Source organism: Microbulbifer sp. SH-1, assembly GCF_011326135.1.
Classification (GTDB): Bacteria; Pseudomonadota; Gammaproteobacteria; order Pseudomonadales; family Cellvibrionaceae; genus Microbulbifer; species Microbulbifer harenosus.
Map to the genome: position 1 here is coordinate 2,015,367 of NZ_CP046948.1, position 19,406 is coordinate 2,034,772.

Below are 19,406 nucleotides of genomic sequence, written 5' to 3' on the forward strand. Positions count from 1 at the left end.
GGCCCTGCAGGCAGGCTCCTACACAAAGCTCTATTCACTTACTGAAAAAACTTCTTTTCCACCGATCCAGGTTTTCTGCACCTGGAGCTTGTCATCGACAAGAATCATGTCGGCCGGCGCACCGGCAACAATGCGCCCGGCATCGGTACCGAGAAACTCGGCCGGATACAGGCCCGCCATACGCAGCGCCTCGGTCAGTTCCACTCCACACCAGTCGCGGATATTGCGCACTGCGCCGATCATGTCCAGATGCGATCCGGCCAGCTCACCGGTGGTCGACGTCAGTTTATCGCCATCGCGAGTGACGATGCGCTCGAACAGCGGGAAGCTCATTTCATCACTGCCCACCAGGGACATGGCATCTGTCACCAGCACAACCTTGCCGCGGGGTTTGGCCTTCATTGCCAGGATCATGGTTTCCGGGCTCACATGGTGGCCGTCAGCGATCAATCCGCACCAGCAACCGTCGCTGATCAGCGCGGTACCCACCATGCCGGGATCGCGCGAGTGCAGCGGCGACATGGCGTTGTAAAGATGTGTGAATCCGGTCGCACCCGCGGCGACCGCAGCGGCCGCAGTTTTGCCATCGGCATTGGAATGCCCGAGGCAGACCTTCACGCCGAGCGATACCAGCTTGGCGATATCCTCGGGGGACACATTTTCTGGCGCCAGGGTGACCATTTTCAGGCCGAGATCATCCCGCGCATAAATCGCCAACTCTTCTTCGCTGAGCGGGCGGATAAACTTTTCCTCGTGAGTGCCTTTCTTCGGGGCGCTCAGATGCGGCCCCTCGAAATGCACACCCAACACACCGGGTACCCCTTCCGTCAGAGCGGCACTAACCGCATCCGCGGCTTTCTGCATGACATCCACCTGATCGGTGATCAGGGTGGGCATAAAACCGGTCGTGCCAAAGCGAGCGTGAGCCGCCGACATCTTGCACAGCGCATTCACACTGGTGTCGTTGTTGAACAACGCCCCACCGCCGCCGTTCACCTGAATGTCGATCAGGCCCGGAGCAAGCAGCCCCTCAAGACGTACAGCGCCCGCCGCCGGCGCGCCGCCGACAGAGACCACCTTGCCATCGTCGACCGTTAGCGCGACCTCGCGGTGCAGCTGCTCGCCGTCGAATAACTGTTGTGCAATAAATGCCTGTGCCACTTGCCCGCTCCCGGATTCCGTCAACGACAAATCAGATGGTCTGGGTGACTTTTTTCAGACCTGCGGGCTCATCGGGATTGATGCCGCGGCTGACAGCCACATGGGCGACGTCAAGGTAGAAACGCTGCAGCAGTGCCAACGGCGCTACGCGCGGGTGCACGCCCTTGCTCGGCACGTGCAGGTTGATCAGGGTGCCTCCGCGACGGATGATATCGGCGATCTGCTCGCTGTGTGCCTTAAAGGACTCATCTTCGATGGGCACATTCACCACGGTGAGTTTCTGCTCGACGAGGGTGACCGGACCGTGCAGGAATTCCGCGCTGGAGAAGGACTCCGCGTGGATGTTGCACACTTCTTTCAGCTTCAGCGCCAGCTCGCGGGTGATGCCGTAACCGGGGCCGCGCCCCAACACCACCAGGTTTTTCACCGCCGCCAGGTCTTCCGGGCGCAGTTGTATATCGGATTCGATGGCTTCCGTGAGCGCCTTCGGCAGCATTTCGACACCGGCTTTCAGTTCCGCATCCTGGGTCCAGTTGGCCACCAGCTGCAGCACAGCAGAGAGTGTGCACAAGTAGCTTTTGGTGGCGGCAACCGCCAATTCCGGACCCGCTTTCAGCGGCACAACCTGATCGACGATGTCTTTGATCGGCGCGGTTTCATCATTCACCAGAGCAATGGTGTAGGCGCCGGCGTCTTTCGCCATCTGCGCCTGAGCGAGAATGTCGGGACTGCGGCCAGACTGGGAAATCACGATGACCAGCGCGTCTTCGAGTTTCAGTTTTTTGCCGTACACACTGGAAACGGAGGGCGCGGCGGCGAAGGTCGGCGTGCCGGTCTCAATTTCAATCAGGTATTTCGCGAATACACCGGCGTGATCGGAGGAGCCGCGGCCCACAATCATCACAAAGCGCGGCGGCTTGTTGCGCAGACGCTCACCCAGTTCCGCCATGATCGGCGCATTGTTCTGCAATTGCTCGGCAATCCGGTCCGGGGCCTCGCGGGCCTCGGTTTCCATTACTGTCATCGCCATAGATGCACCTGCCTTGTTGGCTTCAGTGGAGTTCACTGCGCTCATAAATCCTGTCCGTAATTCCGTGTCGTTATTTGTCGTGTGACAACTTGTGAGTTCTAGTTAAAGCACCCGCTTATCCAAAGAGCGGCGCCTTTTCACCGCAGCGATTTCATCCAAAAAGCGCTTTGGCATCTCCCTCTTCCGCTTTCGACTTGCCGTCACCCAGCGCCGCGAGAGAATGCTGGGCGAAGTAAACGCAGCCCAGCTCAGGCGGATCCAGGGGATCGGACACCCGCTCCGCCACATGGGGTTTGAGCCAGGGCTTGAGGCGCGGCGCGAGACCACCAATCATGGCGAGTCGCGGCGGTTTGCTCTCCATCAACTTGTCAGCAAGATCGCTGATGTAGGCGGCGCCATCGCGCATGATGGATGCGGCAATCGGGCAGTTCGCTTCCGCACACACCACCACCGGAACCGCCAGCTTGGCATACTGACTGGACGGTTTTCCCGCCATCATTTCAATCACGTCGTAGGGATCGCTGGTCCCGAGTACCCGCTGCAGCTCCTGCTTCAGCATCGAGTCCTGTGCCAGGCCCTCCATCGCCATCAGCAGATATTTGACCGCTTCCATCCCCAGCCAGGCACCGCTGCCCTTATCGCCGTGGGGAAAGCCGTGGCCACCGACAATCTCGCTGCGACCGTTAACCCAGGAATAACCTACGGAGCCAGTGCCAGCGATAATGACTGCGCCGTCGCCGCCGCGATGGGCGCCGAGACACGCGGAGTGCTGATCGGTGGTCAGGAACATTTGTTTGAAGGGATGTGCCCAAGCGCTCATCTCATTGTAGAGACGGGGCATGTTGACGCCGGCCAGGCCGACACCGGCCACCAACTCCCCCAGCGTTTCCGGCGGCAGGCCGGCATCCGCCACGGCCAGTGCGGCAGAGCGCACAATGGAATCAATGGTCTGTGCATAACCATGAAGGGGGTTGGCGGGCCCGGAGACTCCGGTACCCAACAGGCGATTGTCGGCATCAAATACGGATGCGCGGCATTTACTGCCGCCGCCATCCACGCCAACGTAGAGAATTTCCCTGCTATCTCTTAAAGCAACCATCGAATCCGGCCCCTAAGATTTCTATTGTTATTTGTCCCACCGGATTTCCCCATCGCAATTCCTGCGCCCCAGAAGACCCGGCGCGGCGCACATACGGCGCCTGTGCCAATATGGAAGAAATACTACAAGACAAATGACAGCGTTGTCATGCTGTTTTTCAAAAAAAACCGCAAGACTTCTCCAAGAATAGGTCGATTCTTTGCTCCAGGTGGCGAAAAAACCGACAACTGTAAGTAATACAAGGTCCCAACGGTTAACAGACACCATACCCCGTTGCGGCATCTACACCGCCTACAGAAGCTTTTGAGTGTCGTCAGCGTATCCGGTTCAAACTTATTGCAATAACTTCGTCACAGTTTTCTGCGATAAAGCGCGCGCCGCGGTAGCGACGGACAGCCGGCCCGCCCTGGCCGGCGGGAAAACGATGATAAATACAGGGGGAACAATGAGTATCCGCAGTAACTCGATACTTGGTCTTTTTTCCGCATTGCTGCTGCTGGGCAATCCGGCCCACGCCGATAATGGCACTGCAAATACCCTGTTCCGGCTCACGGGCTCGAATACCATCGGTGCGGATCTGGCGCCGGCACTGGTGAAAGACTACCTTGAGCACGTGGGTGCGAGCGGCATACACCAGCGCAGTGAAGGAGAGAAGCACTGGATCAGTGCCCGCCTTAAAAACGAAGAGGTTGTCATCCCGATCATCGCCCTGGGCTCCAGCACTGGCTTCAAGGCCCTCGACTCCGGTAGCGCGGACATCGCGATGGCGTCCCGCAGAATCAAAGCGGCCGAAGTCAACGCCCTCGCCCGCGTCGGTGACATGACCAGTCCCCAGGAGGAGCACGTCATCGGTCTCGACGCGCTGGTGGTCACCGTGCACAAGGACAACCCCGTAACCCAGCTCGACGTGACGCAGCTGGCCGACATATATAACGGCAAGATCCGCAACTGGGCCCAACTCGGTGGCCCGAACCTGCCCATCCGCCCGCTCCACCGGGACATACAATCCGGCACCCGCGCTACGTTCGATGAAGAGGTATTCGGCGGCAGCCGCACCGCGGCGCCGTTCGCCCACGAGGTATCCGGCAACCACGAAACCCGCGCGCTGATCGAGCGCGACCGCGCCGCCATCGGCTACCTGCCCTTCGCCGATGCCGACGGTCTACATAAAGTTGCGATCAAGTCCGGCGAACTCGCCGCTGTGGTGTCGGATCGCGGCATCATCGCCACCGAGGATTTTCCCCTCACTCGTCGCCTGTATCTCTATCGCAGTCCCGGTAGTCTCCATCCACACGTAAACGCTTTTCTGCGTTTTGTTGAATCCCACCGCGGCCAACAGATCGTCGCCGACACCGGGTTCATCAATCTCACACCGGTGGCCATCAAACTGTCGCCCTATGCCAATGCCCCGGAAAATTACCGCAACCTAATGACTAGCGGTTCGCGCCTCAGTATCTCTTTCCGCTTTGCCGACGGTAGCGCCGAGCTCGACAATCGGGCCCTGCGGGATCTGCACCGGCTGCAGGATTTCATGGCCCGCGAAGAAAACCGCCACCTAAATCTGACACTGGTGGGCTTTTCAGATCGCATGACCAACGCCAATATCTCCGACCTGATATCCCGCTTCCGTGCCCTCAAGGTGCAGGGAGCTCTACTGCGGGATCACCAGATGGGCGACAGTCAGATCATGTCGGTAGGCGCCTTCGCGCCACTAACCGCCAACAGCGAGCAGGGACCGGTAAAAAACAGCCGGGTGGAAGTCTGGATTAACTGATGCCTCTGCGGTAAGCAACTATATTTACCGCCATGACCACCGCGAAATTCCATCCCTGGGTTACCCGTGCAACCGCGCTGCTGCTGGTGCTCACCCTGTTATTGGCGGGCGGTTGCTCCAGTGTCCGTCTCGTCTACGGGCACCTCGACTGGTGGATGGACCGCACACTCAATAAATATCTGGACCTCAAGGGCCCCCAGAAAAATCTGCTCTCCCAGCGGGTGGACGAATTCCACCGCTGGCATCGCCAGACCCAATTGCCCCGCTACGCCGACTACCTGGAGCAGCTCAGCGCGGAAGTGTACTCCCCGGACGTCAGTCCCGCGCGACTGATCGAAATCGAAAACCAGGCGGAGGCGTTCTGGAACAGCTCCATTAGTATGCTAAGCGACCTGCTGTTGCCGGTGCTGCTCCAGCTGGACGCTACACAAATCAATACCCTCGCGGAAAACGCCCGTGAAGAGCGGGAAAAGTCGCTGAAAAAATGGCAAAAGGAGCGCAACAAGCGGGAAAAGGAATTCCGCAAACAAGCGGAGCGCTGGCTCGGCGACCTGACACCGCAGCAGGACGCCATGGTTGAGCGCGAGCTGGCCAGCACCACCTTCGACCCCAAGCTTCGCGATGCCCAGCGCGAACGCTGGACCAATGCCTTTATCCGCACCCTGAAAGACAAGCCGACGGGCTACGAAAAGACCCTGCGGGATCTTCTGACCAACCCGCAGTCACTGTGGTCGGAGGAGTATCGCCAGATGCAGGAGCAACTGCGCGTCCAGGCGCGGAACCTCGGCAGCGAAATTCTGCAAAGTTCCACAGCGGAGCAACGTCAGCACCTGAAATCCACCCTGGAGGAGTACGCCACCGACTTCCGACTCCTGGCGGCGCAGAAGCCCTAGGTGACGGGCAGACACACAGACTCTCCGGCCGATCACAGTCGGTTTCAGTTGCAACAAATTTTCCGCCGAAAACACCTGTATTTATCGGGTTTTCCCGCAAAAAATTGCCAGAAAACATGACGCACTCCGCCCGCTGCTGATAAGCTCCCCTCCGCAATTTCAACCGCCAACTACCTGTCATTGAGGAGAGGAATTTCCGTGCGTATCGAGACCGCCCAACGCGAGCAGCTGCAACAGTGGGAAAAAGAGCTGGAGCAGCAGTACCAGCGTATTTGCCAGCACAACCTGAGCCTGGACCTGACCCGCGGTAAACCGGCGGCGGATCAACTGGCACTGTCCGACAGCCTGGATGGCATCCTGAATGGCGATTACCGCGCGCCTGACGGCACCGACACCCGCAACTACGGCGGCCTCGAAGGTATCGCCGCGGCGCGCGAACTGGGCGCGGATATCCTGCAGGTACCTTTTGAAGAAGTGCTCGCTGGCGGCAGCAGCTCGCTGACCCTGATGTACCACGCGGTACTCACCGGCTACCTGTTCGGCTTTGCTGGCAACCAGCCATGGAAAGACCTGAAGGCGCCGAAATTCCTGTGCCCGGTGCCGGGCTACGACCGCCACTTCGCCATCTGCGAGCAGCTCGGCATCGCCCTGGAAACCGTACCCATGACCGCCACTGGCCCGGACATGGATGCCGTGGAGCAAAAAATCCGCGAAGACCAGGACATCATCGGCATGTGGTGCGTGCCGAAGTTTTCCAACCCCACCGGTGTCACCTACGATGCCGACACCGTGGACCGACTGGCGCAGCTGGCCAAGATTGCCAATCCCGGCTTCCGCATTTTCTGGGACAACGCCTACGCGATTCACGACCTGGACCACCAGGTGAAACTGCCGAATATCCGCGAAGCCGCGCTGGGTAACGACACCGCCGACTCCGTGCTGCAGTTCGCCTCCACTTCCAAAGTGACCCACGCCGGTTCCGGTGTCGCCTTCGTGAGTGCGAGCCCCGCCAACCTGGCGTCACTGAAAAAGCAGATGTCTGCGATGACCATTGGTCCGGACAAGGTGAACCAGTTGCGCCACGCGCGCCTGTTCCCGGAGCTGACCCAGTTGAAGGAACACATGCAGAAGCACGCAGAAATCCTGCGCCCGAAATTTGCCTGCGTGCTTGAGCACCTCGAAAAGAATTTCGCCGATACCGACATGGGCGAGTGGGAAAAACCGCAGGGTGGCTATTTCGTTTCCTTCAACACCCGCCCCGGTTGCGCCCAGGAAGTGATCCGTCTGTCCGCGGAGGCCGGGGTGAAACTCACCCCCGCCGGTGCCACCTTCCCCTACGGCAAGGACCCGGAAAACAGTAACATCCGCATCGCCCCCAGCTTCCCGCCACTGGAAGAGCTGGACACCGCCATGTCTGTGTTCGTGCTGTGCGTGAAACTCGCCACTGTGCGCAAGGCGCTGGAAGCGGCCTGATTTATTCGCCGCGCCAGAAACAAAAAAACCGGCTAACTGCCGGTTTTTTTGCGCTCGATCAGCGCGCTTTGTAGGAGCCTGCTTGCAGACGAACCGTTCAGAGCTTCGTACTGTTCGCCTGCAAGCAGGCTCCTACAGGGAAAGCGTCAGCCAGGAAATTCTCAGACCTCGTTGCGCCGCGTCTGCCAGGTGATCGGTCGCGCGTACTGCGCCACCTTGTCTTCCACCCCCAGCAGCATCGCAAACAGCGCCATCCGCACCAGCAGGCCGTTGTCGGTCTGGCGGAAAATCGCGAGGCTCGGGTGCTCGTTCAGGTCCGAATCCAGCTCATTGGCCTCAGCGCGGGAATCCCGCGGCAGCGGGTGCATGATGACCGTGTTGGGCTCCGCGTGGCGGGTGAAAATATCCCGATTCAGGCGGAAACGACCGCGATAGCGGTCGGCCTCGGCCTGGGATGCGAAGCGCTCTTCCTGAATGCGGGTGGAGTAGACGATATCCACATTTTTTATCGACGGTTCCAGCTGATCGGTAATCGTCACCTGGTGACCCCACTCGCGCAGCTTCTCCACCACCGCCTGCGGCATCGCCAGTTCCCCCGGCGACACCAGTACCAGCTGCACTTTTTCAAACAGGCACAGCAGTTTGCACAGGGAGTGCACCGTGCGGCCGTGTTTCAGGTCGCCGATCATGGCGATGCGGAAGTTATCCAGCGAGCGGCCCTTGCCTTCCAGCTCCTTGCGGATAGTGTACAGGTCAAGCAACGCCTGGGTCGGATGCTCGTTGGCACCGTCGCCGCCGTTCACCACCGGTACCCGGCTCGCTGCGGCGAATTCGGCCACGGAACCGGACTGCGGGTGGCGCATGCAGATCACATCGGAGTAGCCGGAAAGCACCCGTGCGGTGTCATACAGGGATTCACCCTTGGCCAGGGAACTCGCGGAAACGCCCACCGTCTCGCGCACAGTGCCGCCGAGCAGGTTGAAGGCACAGCCAAAGCTTACCCGGGTGCGGGTGCTGGGCTCGAAAAACATGTTGCCGAGGATCGCGCCCTCGAGAACCCGGGTGACTTTCTCCCGACGGGCATAGGGGACCATGGTGTCTGCCACGGCAAAGACGCGGTCGATGTCACCGCGTTCAAACTGGCTTACCGAAAGGATGTTGGCGCCGATAAAGTCCATTGTTTCTCCACTGTGTGTGTGCCAAGAGGCTGCGCCGGGATCGCCGGCGGCTTTATCGGGCGCGTATTCTACGCGTGTGGTGGGTGACCGAACAGAGACTCCCTTTCAATTCCGCGGTGGAGTTCTGCTCGAAACTGGATCCCGGCCTGCGCCGGGATGACGAGTGATAGGGAAAAATTTCTAGCTCTGTCATTCCCGCGCAGACGGGAATCCAGTCCACGGGCTCAGCCGAGCAATGCGTCGCCCCACGCTTCCAGCTGGTCCAGCAGATCGCTGCGCTCAGGGAAGGACTCGCGCAGTTCCGCAATTTCCTCGAAATACGCCTCCATGGTAATACTCGCCCCGAACGCCGGATCCGTCAGGCGCTGGTAGCGCCACTCCTCCCAGCGCTCCTGCTCGTCCTCACTCAGGGTCTCGGGGAAGTTGCGCGCGCGCAGGCGAAAGAGTAGTTCCGGCAGACGCGGATCGGAAAACGGAAACGACTCCGCCAGCGCTTCCGGACCGCGGGTGGCTAGTGCGGCGTGCACCTGGCGGCAGAGGTCGCGGTCGGCGTCGTTCATAAAACCGTCGTACAGCCGGGCCTCCACGTCCTTTGCTGGAAACTCGCCGTCGAGAAACACCTTGTGCAGTTTCTCCGTCAAGTCGAGGGCCTGCAGCGTCTGCCAGTTGGCCTCACAGGCGGACTTGTCGATGCCGAGTTCCGCCGCGCGCTGGTCCGACAGCATATTCGCCGGCGCCAATACCGGGCAGCGGTTCATGTGGATCAGTTTCAGCCCCACCGGCTGTTCGCCCTCGTTGAGCTTGTCGCGGGCAGTGTAGAGGCGCTCGCGCAGGGCGTCGGCATCGAGTTGCAGAATCGGCTCGGGGTCCATGGCGAGGTTTACACAGATCACCGCGTTGCGGTTGACCGGGTGCATGGCGAGCGGCAACACGTAAGTGAGATGCCCCTGACTCGCCGGCACCTTGCCGGACACGTGCAGCAGCGGCTTGCGCGCACGCGGGTCCAGCAGTTTCGCCACTTCCTGCTTGCGGCGCAGCTTGTAGACGTAGTCATAGAGCTTCGGCTGCTTCTCCCGGATCAGGCGCGCCATATCGATGGTGGCGCGCACATCAGACAGCGCATCGTGGGCGCCTTCGTGGCTGATGCCGTTGGCGGCGGTGAGCTCTTCCAGGCGGAACGACGGTACCCTTTTTCCGTCCACCGGCGCCTTTTCCGGCCACACGATGCCCTCTGGACGCAGCGCGTAGGTAAGGCGGACCATATCGATAATGTCCCAGCGGCTGTTGCCGGAGCGCCATTCGCGCTCGTAGGGGTCCAGCAGATTACGGTAGAGGGTGTGGCGGGTGACCTCATCGTCAAAGCGCAGGCTGTTGTAGCCCACACCACAGGTTCCGGGTGCACCGAGTTCATCGAGGATGCGCTGGATAAAGTCGATCTCCGGCAATCCCTCAGCCAGCGCCTTCTGTGGCGCAAGCCCGGTCACCAGCGCCGCCATCGGCTGCGGCAGGCAGTCGCTCGCCGGCTTCGCGTAGATCATCAGGGGCTCGCCGACGATATTGAGATCTTCGTCAGTGCGGATACCAGCAAACTGGGAGGGCTTGTCTGCACCGGGGTTGGTGCCCCAGGTTTCGTAGTCGTGCCAGTAAAGTGTGGTAGCCATAGATCAACGCCCGTCTGTCCAATTCGAGAAAACCGTCATATTAACGCAAATGGCGCAATTGCTGTCTGGACAGTCCCTCGCAGCGGCAGCAAGCTTCGATCGCTGGAAAGTGAGAACTTCAAAAAGGAGACCCCATGGCCGTAAAACCCATCCCCGAAGGCATGAACACCGTCACCCCCTACCTGTGCGTGAAAGGTGCTGCCGCCGCCATCGACTTTTATTGTCCTGACACGCCCCCTGCGAGAAGCCATAGCGGGGCGATCCCGGATTAACCAAGCCGCGTCCCAATTCCCCGCTTGTGGACGCCCATCAGGCGGTGCCGGTTACCAGCTCCATCTGCCCGAACGGCGTTTGCAGACTAAACGACTGCACATTGTGAAAGCCGGCCTCTGCCGCCGCGGCGCGAACACGGCCCCGGGCAACAGACAGGGGGCCGGATTTCAACTCCGCATGCAACCGTCCCAATATGTGAAACTCGGGTTCGGTGCGGTCGTCGTTGAGTTCTTCGTGAAAACTGATCAACATCCCCCCCGGTCGCAGCGCCCGCCGTATCCGCCCCATGACCGACGTCAAATCGCGGGCGTAGTAAAAAACCATGGAAGCCCAGATCAGGTCATAACCTGTCCCCAGGTCATCACAGTTCATGTCTCCCCCACGCAGCTGTATCCGAGTCTTGTCGGTAACCCGCGACCCGAGACTGGCCACTACCCCGGGCAGGTCGAATATCACGGTGTCGATATCCGGCCGGGCGGCACAGATATCCAGCGCCAGGCTCTCCGACCCGGCCCCCAGATCAAGCATCTTTTTGACACCCGGCCAGCAGGGCAACCCGCTTAAGATATCCATCACAATCGGGTTCCTCACCGAGCGGTGAAAGGAACGCAGACCGCCCACTGCCCGGGACCAATATTCCGGCCGGACCATTTCCGGCCCTGTCTGTACCTGCTGTTTATCGCGAAGGAGCGCGATGATCTTGTCGGCACTCACGTGCCGGACCTCGCCCAGATAACTCAGCAAGTTGGACATGGAAATGTCGGAAGTGGATGTGAGCAGCGGCGCAAAACCGCCGTCGACACAATAGCTGTCTTCGTGTTTACCGACTACGCCGAGCGACACCAGCGCATTGAGCAGCAGTTCGGTTCCCTCGCCGTCGAGCCCATATTGCTGCGCAAGCTCGCCAGCGGCACGTGGCAGCGTAAGGTCATCAAAAATACCCAGTTCCAGTGCAACAGCCAGCACTTCCCAGCGCAGCGGAGCGGTCAATAAATCGAACAGGCGATACTGGGCGTCGCTGCCATAACGGGCAGCCGGGGAAATAGCGGTAGGCATGGCGGGCTATATCCTGTATCCGATGGTAAAAGCGAGCGTGCGCGGTCTGCTGTCTTCCACCAGCACACCGGCCGCCGTCCGTAACGCGCGGCTGTAAATAACCTCATCGAAAAGATTGCCAATAGAGACCGCACCGTGGATATCCCCGAGGGTATAGCGCAGCCGGAGATTTACCGCGGTGTATTCCGGCTGTTCCAGGGTGTTCTGTCGATCAAAATAAAAACCACTGGAATGATGCGCAGATATTTCCGCCGCCCACGCGGCGGAATAGCGGTAATCCAGCAGCAGAGACGAAGTGTGTTCCGGTGTATAGGTCATACGACCACCGTCGAGTTCCGAGTGCTGGTAACCGAGGTTTGCCTGCAGTGTCAGGCGATCGTTCAGCGGCGCGTTCAGGCGATACTCAAGGCCGCGTATATCCGCCACACCGGTATTGGAGATTGTCTGCAAAGCTCCGGGCAGAAAATCCACCAGTTGTTTGTTCTGGAAGCGGGTGTAAAACAACGTGATGGCGTGATCCATTCGCCCGCCCAAGAGAGTGCCGCGGTACCCCGCCTCAGCGCTGCGGTTTTTTTCCGGGCCGTAGGAAAACGTTTCCGGACTGCTGGCGGCGGCATAATTGAAGCCACCGGGTAAATAGCCACGGTAATAACTCGCATAGACGGATTCATTCTCTCCCCAGCTATACGCCGCAGAGAGGCCGGGCAAAGTCGCGGTGTGCATCTCGTTCATGCTGTAGCCGCTGTCGACAGGGCCTGTGAGCAGCTGCCTACCCGACTGGCGGTTGCGCTCGATGCGCACTCCTACACCCAGCTCCAGCGAGTCGAGCGGGAAAAAATCCACGCGCGCCAACGCCGCTGCGTTTTCGTTTTCCAGCGAAGTTTGTCGCCGCAACCGCTGGAGACCTATCGTCATATCCACGTCGGTATCCTCCCGGGATAGATAGGCGCCCAGCGACCACGCCCATGTGGAGTCCTCCCTGTCGGACATCAGCTGGAATTCCTGCGACACCATGCGGTCCTCAAGAGAAGACAGCGTCGGGGGTGTGTTCATCGGCCCGGCATCCAGGTCCATGACAAAATCCTGCCGATAACCAGTGACACCAGTGGTCGATGCCAGTTGCAACCCGCCCATGTCGCGCTCCAGCCGCAGGGAGTGAACGGTTTTTTTCTGTTCATCGCGGGTTTTGGTGTTGTAGTTAACCGAAAAGCGCTCCGTCGCCAAAGGGCCTTCCAGATAGCGCATAGTGGCGCGACCGCGCTCCCATTGTTCCCAGTGGCTGTCCACACGGATATCGGTCTGACTGTCGGTGCGGTAGGACCAGGCCACATGGGCTGTGTCCCGTTCCGCGCGCCACTGGGGTTTGCGCGCGGCCATTAGATTGTCGAACGGTGGATTGCCGTCTTCGTGCCGGAGTGCGACGGCCAGCGCCATGGGTTCCGACACAGGGCCACCGGCGGAGACCTGCAGTGCCCGCGACGGTTCCCGGCCTGCCGCCCCCTCGCGCCACAGGTGAGAATACCCTGTGCCGGCGGCAAGAGCGTCGCTGGGGAGACGCGATTCGATCCGGATACTTCCCGCCGGCGCATTGCCACTGCGCTGGTTTTGTGCAGCGCCTTTTTCCACTTGTATCGTTTCCACATTCAAGCGGTAGGGCGCCTGAGTGACGCCGAGAGGCAGGGAAACCCCATCGAGTACATAGCCCACCGGGTCCCGCAGTCCCGTATCGATCGACGACATACCGCGTATCACCAACCGGGTTTTCACCGAGGACTCTTCGACCGCCACATTGGCTGCGCGCGCTTCCAGCGCGCCGAGACTGCCCCCGGCAAGCTGTGCCGGATGCAGCGCGACAACGCCGCGTGTCCGTTGCGCCTGTACCGCCTCCGTCTCTGCACGGGCCGAAACTTCCACCTGTTCCAGAGCGCCGCGATCATCTTCCTGCGCGAGCGCCACACCAGCGCCTGGAAACTGAATGATGACCACAAGCCACGCGCAGAGTCGCCGTACTTTCATAGTGTCTTCCTGAAATTTCACACGGTGGACGATGATAGGAAGTCGGCACCCTGGAACCTACAAGCTGAAGAACGCTGCACTTTCACCTCAAGAGCGCTATGTACAGCTTTTTTGATGGGCGTTCGCAAAATGACAATTGAGCGCGCAACGCTTGATAGCGCCAAAGAAATAAAGCCGGTTTGATGGCGAAAATTCTGGCGAAGGAAGGCGACACCATGAAAATACCCCCCCTCGTTGAGGCCAATGCAGAGTTGAGCAAGCGGGAACTCGAACGCTACAGCCGACATCTGCTACTCCCCGATATCGGTTTACAGGGGCAGAAACGCCTCAAGAACAGTCGCGTGCTGGTGATCGGCGCCGGTGGGCTAGGTTCCCCGACACTGCTCTATCTGGCTGCCGCCGGTGTCGGCACACTCGGCATTGTGGAATTTGACCGGGTGGATGTTTCCAATTTGCAGCGCCAGGTGATTCACGGCGAGTCCGACGTCGGCCGCAAAAAATCGGAAAGTGCGCGGGATAAGATTAGCGAGATCAATCCGTTTGTTAACGTCGAGATCCACAATCAGCGTCTCGAAGCGGACAATGCTGAAAGCATTATTTCCCGCTATGACCTGGTGGTTGACGGCACTGATAATTTCGCCACGCGCTATCTGGTCAACGACGCGTGTGTCCTGGCGGAAAAGCCCTACGTATGGGGCTCCATATTTCGCTTTGAGGGCCAGGCATCCGTGTTCTGGGAAAAAGCCCCGGGGGGCCTCGGCCTCAACTATCGCGACCTGTACCCGGAACCGCCGCCGCCCGAACACGCGCCATCCTGCTCCGAAGGCGGTGTGTTGGGCATCCTGTGCGCCTCAATCGGTTCCATTATGGCGACCGAAGCCATCAAACTTCTCACCGGTATCGGCACGCCGCTGCTGGGTCGGCTGATGGTGTATGACGCGCTGGATATGAGCTACCGCACACTCCCTATCCGCCGCAATCCGGAACGCCAAACCATTACCCAACTGGAAGATTATGAATTCTTCTGTGGACTCCGTCGCGAGCCGGAAGCTGCGCCGGAGGTGCCCGGCATCAGCGTGCAAGCGTTTAAGCAACTGCGCCACGAAGGACATCCGCACCTTCTGGTGGACGTGCGCGAACAGCGCGAACGGGAAATCTGCCAAATCGACGGTTCAATATCGATTCCTCTGGCGGAGCTGCTCGCCGGACGCGGTCTCGAACGGCTCGACAAGGAAATTCCGCTAATACTGCACTGCAAGGCGGGAGGGCGTTCACGCCAGGCTCTGCTCGCACTGCAGGAAAAGGGGTTTACCAAACTGCACAACCTGGAGGGTGGCATCCTGTCCTGGATACGGGAAGTCGATTCCGAGCTAGCCGCTTACTGATCTTGCTTACATTTAGGACACCGTTTAGGTAGGACACCGTTATGTTGAAGATTCAGGAATCCCATGTTCAGGCCATCCTTGAACACGCATACCGCGAGCACCCGCTGGAAGCCTGCGGCATCATCGCCGCCGGTCGCGACGGCAGCCAACACCGCCTGATTCATATGGACAACGCCGCGCGCTCGGAAACCTTCTTCCAGTTCGATCCCCGGCAGCAGCTCCGCGTCTGGCAGGAAATGGAAGACCGCGAGGAAACGCCGCTGGTGTTTTACCACTCCCACACACACAGCAGGGCATTCCCCAGCCGCGAAGATATCCAGCATGCGTGGGACCCCCAGGTCCACTACCTGCTGGTATCCACAGACAGCCAGAGCCGCGGTGAACTCCGCAGTTACCGCATCATCGACGGGCGCGTCAGTGAGGAAGCCACTCACGTCCTTCGCGGAACCTGAACAATGCAGCCGTCGCGAACACGTGTTTATCCCAGCCCTTATTGCAACGCACACTGAAAAAAGGAAATAAGCATGACCATTAAAGTCAAAATCCCGACACTTCTGCGCGCGCTTACCGGAGATCAGAAAGAAGTGGAAACAACCGGGGGAACCATCGGGGAGATTATTGAAAGCCTGGAGCAACAATACCCCGGGATCAGGGAGCGTCTGATGAGTGGCGATGAGGTTCACAAATTCATGAACATTTACGTCAATGAGGATGACATCCGTTTTCGGGAGAGGCTTGCCACCGCTGTCTCCCCCAGTGACACCATCACTATTCTGCCGGCCGTTGCCGGCGGTTGAGCGCTGCGCGGGGCTGAGATGCCCCGCCACTTCTCCTCTCCGTCACCTCCCACGCCCCGTTTTCCCGCTTCCCAATACGCCGATATCGCTATACCACGGGCACCCAGCCAAGCGCCCGCATTTTCCTTCTCTATCGGCCACAGGGGAAAGCTCATCAAATGACATTTATTCGTTGGGGAAATGACAGCAGGGGAGCGTCTTCCCAGCGTATTTTCACTGGCACAGATTCAACCGGTCTCAGCCATCGTGGATATCAATAATTTTTTCTCCAACTGCGCAATCGTCGGCAATTTCCAGCACGCCTCACCCGCATTGCAGCCGGTGGTCAAGGCGCTGCTCTTCCAATGTCGGGCACTGGGTATCCAGGTGGAAAACCACTCCCTGATGGATGCCGGCACCAACCTGCCACTTACCTTTATCACACCGGATTTTGAATCGGTCGAATGCCGTTTTAGCTTCTGGTCCGATTCGGAACAGCGCGCCGGTTGTGAAACTACCCTGCAGGCGGCCACCGGACTGATGTCGGTGCACGGCCGGGCAACAGGTAGGGCGCAGCCGATTCCACTGCCCTACCTGTCTACCGTCTCCGCGACGCTGGCGCTCCAGGCCTGCCTGGCAACGGCCCTGGCACGCCGCCGCGGACTGGGCATTTCCCGCAGCCGGGTATCCATGGCGTCCGCCGGGCTGCTCTGCGCCGGTCAGTACCTCGCCGGTGCGACTACCCGGGAAGACGCGGAGGAAATCCTGCCCGGGCACCACGACGCGGGGCTGCGGCCGCCGTTCCGATCCGCGGACGGCGTGCGCTTCGAACTGGAAACGCTTTCCCCCGATCCCTGGCGCCGGCTGTGCGACGCGCTGGGGCTGGAACCCGTGGAAGCAGGCAGGGGCTGGCAGTCCTTCCTGCAGCGCTATGCCAAAGGCATCTGTCCGCTGCCCGAACGCCTGCACAAGCGCTTGGCCAAGTTGAGCTTCGCTCAAGTCACACGCATCTGCGGCGAGGCCGGTGTCGCCCTGTGCCGACAGCGCACCATTGAAGAGCGCGCGCGCGACAGTGATGTTGAGGAACTGCTGCGAGCGGGCCCCTGGCAGCTGCATCCGGCAATACCGACCGACACACCACTGCCGCCGCCCCGCGAACAGGATCAGCCCCTGAGCGGACTGACGGTGGTGGAATCCTGCCGCCGTATTCAGGGCCCGATGGCTGGACACCTGTTGTCCCTGCTCGGCGCGCGGGTCGTCCGCATAGAACCCCCGGGTGGGGATCCTCTGCGGGGCATGCCGCCGCTGGTGGCTGATTGCTCGGCGCGCTTCGACGCCCTCAATCACCACAAAGAAGTGATCGAGATCGACATCAAGAGCGCAGCCGGGCGCGCGCAACTGGTGGAGCTGGTTTCTGATGCGCAGGTGTTCCTGCACAACTGGGCCCCGGGCAAAGCAGAAGAATTGGGGCTGGATTACCGGCAGCTGGCCGCGGCCAGTCCCGGCCTTGTGTACACCCACGCCGGAGCCTGGGGACAGCTGGACGGCGCACTGGATATCCCCGGCACAGATTTCACTGTGCAGGCCTACTCTGGCCTGGCCGATCTGATCGGTCGCGCCGGAGGCCACGGCGGCGGCACCCTGTTCACCGCGTTGGATCTGCTCGGCGGCATCCTCGCGGCCCAGGGCGTTCTGCTGGGCTTGTTGAGCAGGAGTTTCTGCCACCGCGGCGGTCAGGCAAACACCTCGCTATTGGGCGCAGCCACACTTCTTAGCCAGTCCCACTTGCACGCCTGCCGCATGGGTACAGCGCTGCTGGAACCGGCGCTGGCAGACGCATGCAAAAACCTTGTCATCGAAAATCTGCGCGATCTGCCGCAGCAATCGCACTTTAACGGCGACCTGCATACGGATTCCTACACTCGTGTCACCCCACCCTGGAGATTCTCATGAACCATACCGGCCTTTTGGATCTCGTTCCCGCTACCCTTCGGGAAGAATGGAAAAAAGCGGGCTACTACCCCAACCGCAGCGTGTATCAAATGTTCTGCAGCAAAGCGGGAGACCTACCGGATACCCCGGCGGTGCTGGAGCCCGACGGCGTCACCAGCTACGCGCAGTTGCGGGATGCCGCGGAAAGGATCGCCAGCAGTTTTAAGGCGCTTGGCATCGTTAACGGCGATGTCGTGGTCTATCAGATGGCCAACAGCTGGCGGTCGTGCGCGATCGACCTGGCGTGCGCGGCCCTCGGCGCCATAGCCTGCCCCATGCCTGCGGGTCGCGGTCGGCTGGATATGGAAGCGGTGCTGAAACGCACCGACGCCCGTGCGGTAATCGTAGACCGGCGTCACCGGGACATCGACTACTGTGAGATTGTCGACGAAGTGCGCCGCGTGGCGCTCTCCCTGCGAGTGCTGGTGGTACACGGCGAAAAGCCGGATTCAGGCCCCTGGCGCAGCTTCGACGATCTACTGCAGGCTGCCCCCCTCACCGAACCCGAAGCGGTAAACGCAGACGCTCCGGCGCGCTTCCTCATTTCATCCGGCACCGAATCCGAACCCAAATTGGTGGCGTATTCCCACAACGCCCTGCTCGGAGGACGCGGCCGCTTCCTGGAGCGGATGAAACTGCCGGAACAGGAATTTCGCGCCCTCTACCTGATGCCCCTGGGCACCGCGTTCGGCTCCAGCGCCACCTGCGGTGTGCTCGCATGGCTGGGCGGCTCCATTGTGGTGTTGCCGGAATTCAACGCGGAAGCGGCCATCGACGCCATTGCACAGCACAAACCCACCCATATTCTCGGCGTACCCACCATGTTTCAGCGCATGGCCGTCGCGCCGGAACTTCAGCAGCTGGACCTGTCGTGCCTCACCGCGCTGGTAAGCGGCGGTGCAGCCATGGACACCGCCACCCGCAACCGCTGTGTGCGGGCTTTCGGCTGTCCGCTGATCGGCCTGTATGGCTCCGCCGACGGTATCAACTGTCATCACACCCTGGACGACCCGCCGGAAACGCTGAGCGCGTCTATCGGCAGGCCCAACCCCAGTGTCTGTGACATCCGCATCGTTGATGACGAGCGCCAGCCCCTGCCCCGAGGCGAGATCGGCGAGATAGCCGGCCGCGGCCCACTCTCACCCATGCAATACGTGAATGCACCAGAGCTGGACCGCAGTCACCGCGACGAACAGGGCTGGGTCTATACCGGCGATCTCGGTCGCATCGACGATGCGGGCAATCTGGTCCTGTTGGGGCGCAAAAAGGACGTCATCATCCGCGGTGGCTCCAATATCAGCCCGCTGCAGATTGAGCAGACTGCCACCGCGCATCCCGACGTCGTCAGCGCCGCCTGCGTACCGGTGCCGGATGCGGAAATGGGGCAGCGCGTGTGCATTTGCCTGACCCTGCGCGAGGGGGCGGAGCGCATGTCACTGCGCGAGCTGGGCGAGTTCCTCAAATCCCGCGGGCTGGAAGTTAACAAGCTTCCTGAGTATCTGCAGTTCCACCGCCAGTTACCGATGACGCCGGCAGGCAAAGTGGACAAACGCGCGCTGGCGGCGGGCGCCGCCTCCCTCGGCGACACCGCCGACGAACCCCTAAAGCTGGCGATCTGACACAGCGCGGAGAAGTGAGG

16 protein-coding genes are annotated in these 19,406 nt (G+C 60.5%); 9 read left to right on the top strand and 7 right to left on the bottom strand.

Annotated elements, in window-relative coordinates; genetic code table 11:
• Positions 1–30: 30 nt before the first annotated feature.
• The 3 genes from nagA to nagK form a co-directional block, all read right to left on the bottom strand.
• Positions 31–1,161 (bottom strand): N-acetylglucosamine-6-phosphate deacetylase, encoded by a 1,131-nt coding sequence (gene nagA / locus GNX18_RS08670; protein ID WP_166217073.1) that lies wholly within the window; start codon positions 1,159–1,161, stop codon positions 31–33.
• Positions 1,162–1,192: 31 nt separating this feature from the next.
• Positions 1,193–2,236, bottom strand: a complete 1,044-nt coding sequence (gene nagB-II / locus GNX18_RS08675) for a glucosamine-6-phosphate deaminase NagB-II (protein ID WP_240914316.1) — start codon at positions 2,234–2,236, stop codon at positions 1,193–1,195.
• Positions 2,237–2,342: 106 nt separating this feature from the next.
• The gene (gene nagK / locus GNX18_RS08680) at positions 2,343–3,290 is read right to left on the bottom strand and encodes an N-acetylglucosamine kinase (protein ID WP_138233972.1); all 948 of its coding nucleotides are present in this window, start codon (positions 3,288–3,290) and stop codon (positions 2,343–2,345) included.
• Between the two features lie 445 nt (positions 3,291–3,735).
• Here nagK and GNX18_RS08685 point away from each other — a divergent pair, with 445 nt between their 5' ends.
• From GNX18_RS08685 to GNX18_RS08695, 3 genes are all read left to right on the top strand, one after another.
• On the top strand, positions 3,736–5,064 hold the full coding sequence (locus GNX18_RS08685; protein ID WP_166217075.1) for a substrate-binding domain-containing protein: 1,329 nt from the start codon (positions 3,736–3,738) through the stop codon (positions 5,062–5,064).
• A gap of 32 nt (positions 5,065–5,096) precedes the next feature.
• On the top strand, positions 5,097–5,957 hold the full coding sequence (locus GNX18_RS08690) for a DUF6279 family lipoprotein (protein ID WP_166217077.1): 861 nt from the start codon (positions 5,097–5,099) through the stop codon (positions 5,955–5,957).
• Between the two features lie 198 nt (positions 5,958–6,155).
• Positions 6,156–7,430, top strand: coding sequence for an aminotransferase class I/II-fold pyridoxal phosphate-dependent enzyme (locus tag GNX18_RS08695; RefSeq protein WP_138233969.1), 1,275 nt, complete (start codon positions 6,156–6,158; stop codon positions 7,428–7,430).
• 161 nt (positions 7,431–7,591) lie between these two features.
• Here GNX18_RS08695 and GNX18_RS08700 read toward each other — a convergent pair whose 3' ends face one another.
• Entirely contained in the window at positions 7,592–8,608 is a 1,017-nt protein-coding gene (locus GNX18_RS08700; RefSeq protein ID WP_166217079.1) for an aspartate carbamoyltransferase, read from the bottom strand.
• 224 nt (positions 8,609–8,832) lie between these two features.
• A complete protein-coding gene (sbcB, locus tag GNX18_RS08705) occupies positions 8,833–10,269 on the bottom strand; it encodes an exodeoxyribonuclease I (RefSeq protein WP_166217081.1) in 1,437 nt (478 codons plus the stop codon).
• Between the two features lie 134 nt (positions 10,270–10,403).
• On the opposite strand from sbcB, the gene GNX18_RS19435 reads away from it, so the two are divergent.
• Entirely contained in the window at positions 10,404–10,541 is a 138-nt protein-coding gene (locus tag GNX18_RS19435) for a hypothetical protein (RefSeq protein ID WP_205828099.1), read from the top strand.
• Between the two features lie 37 nt (positions 10,542–10,578).
• Here GNX18_RS19435 and GNX18_RS08715 read toward each other — a convergent pair whose 3' ends face one another.
• Positions 10,579–11,598: a methyltransferase gene (locus GNX18_RS08715; RefSeq protein ID WP_166217083.1), complete on the bottom strand. Its 1,020-nt coding sequence runs from the start codon at positions 11,596–11,598 to the stop codon at positions 10,579–10,581.
• A 6-nt stretch (positions 11,599–11,604) separates the two neighbouring features.
• On the bottom strand, positions 11,605–13,614 hold the full coding sequence (locus GNX18_RS08720) for a TonB-dependent receptor (RefSeq protein ID WP_166217085.1): 2,010 nt from the start codon (positions 13,612–13,614) through the stop codon (positions 11,605–11,607).
• A gap of 215 nt (positions 13,615–13,829) precedes the next feature.
• Between GNX18_RS08720 and moeB the strand changes: the two genes are divergently transcribed.
• From moeB to GNX18_RS08745, 5 genes are all read left to right on the top strand, one after another.
• Entirely contained in the window at positions 13,830–14,999 is a 1,170-nt protein-coding gene (moeB, locus tag GNX18_RS08725; protein ID WP_166217087.1) for a molybdopterin-synthase adenylyltransferase MoeB, read from the top strand.
• A 41-nt stretch (positions 15,000–15,040) separates the two neighbouring features.
• The gene (locus GNX18_RS08730) at positions 15,041–15,451 is read left to right on the top strand and encodes a Mov34/MPN/PAD-1 family protein (RefSeq protein ID WP_166217089.1); all 411 of its coding nucleotides are present in this window, start codon (positions 15,041–15,043) and stop codon (positions 15,449–15,451) included.
• 72 nt (positions 15,452–15,523) lie between these two features.
• The gene (locus GNX18_RS08735) at positions 15,524–15,796 is read left to right on the top strand and encodes a MoaD family protein (protein ID WP_138233962.1); all 273 of its coding nucleotides are present in this window, start codon (positions 15,524–15,526) and stop codon (positions 15,794–15,796) included.
• A 246-nt stretch (positions 15,797–16,042) separates the two neighbouring features.
• On the top strand, positions 16,043–17,728 hold the full coding sequence (locus GNX18_RS08740) for a CoA transferase (protein ID WP_166217091.1): 1,686 nt from the start codon (positions 16,043–16,045) through the stop codon (positions 17,726–17,728).
• A complete protein-coding gene (locus GNX18_RS08745) occupies positions 17,725–19,386 on the top strand; it encodes a class I adenylate-forming enzyme family protein (protein WP_138233960.1) in 1,662 nt (553 codons plus the stop codon). The genes GNX18_RS08740 and GNX18_RS08745 overlap by 4 nt, the downstream gene beginning before the upstream one ends.
• The last annotated feature ends 20 nt before the right edge of the window (positions 19,387–19,406 follow it).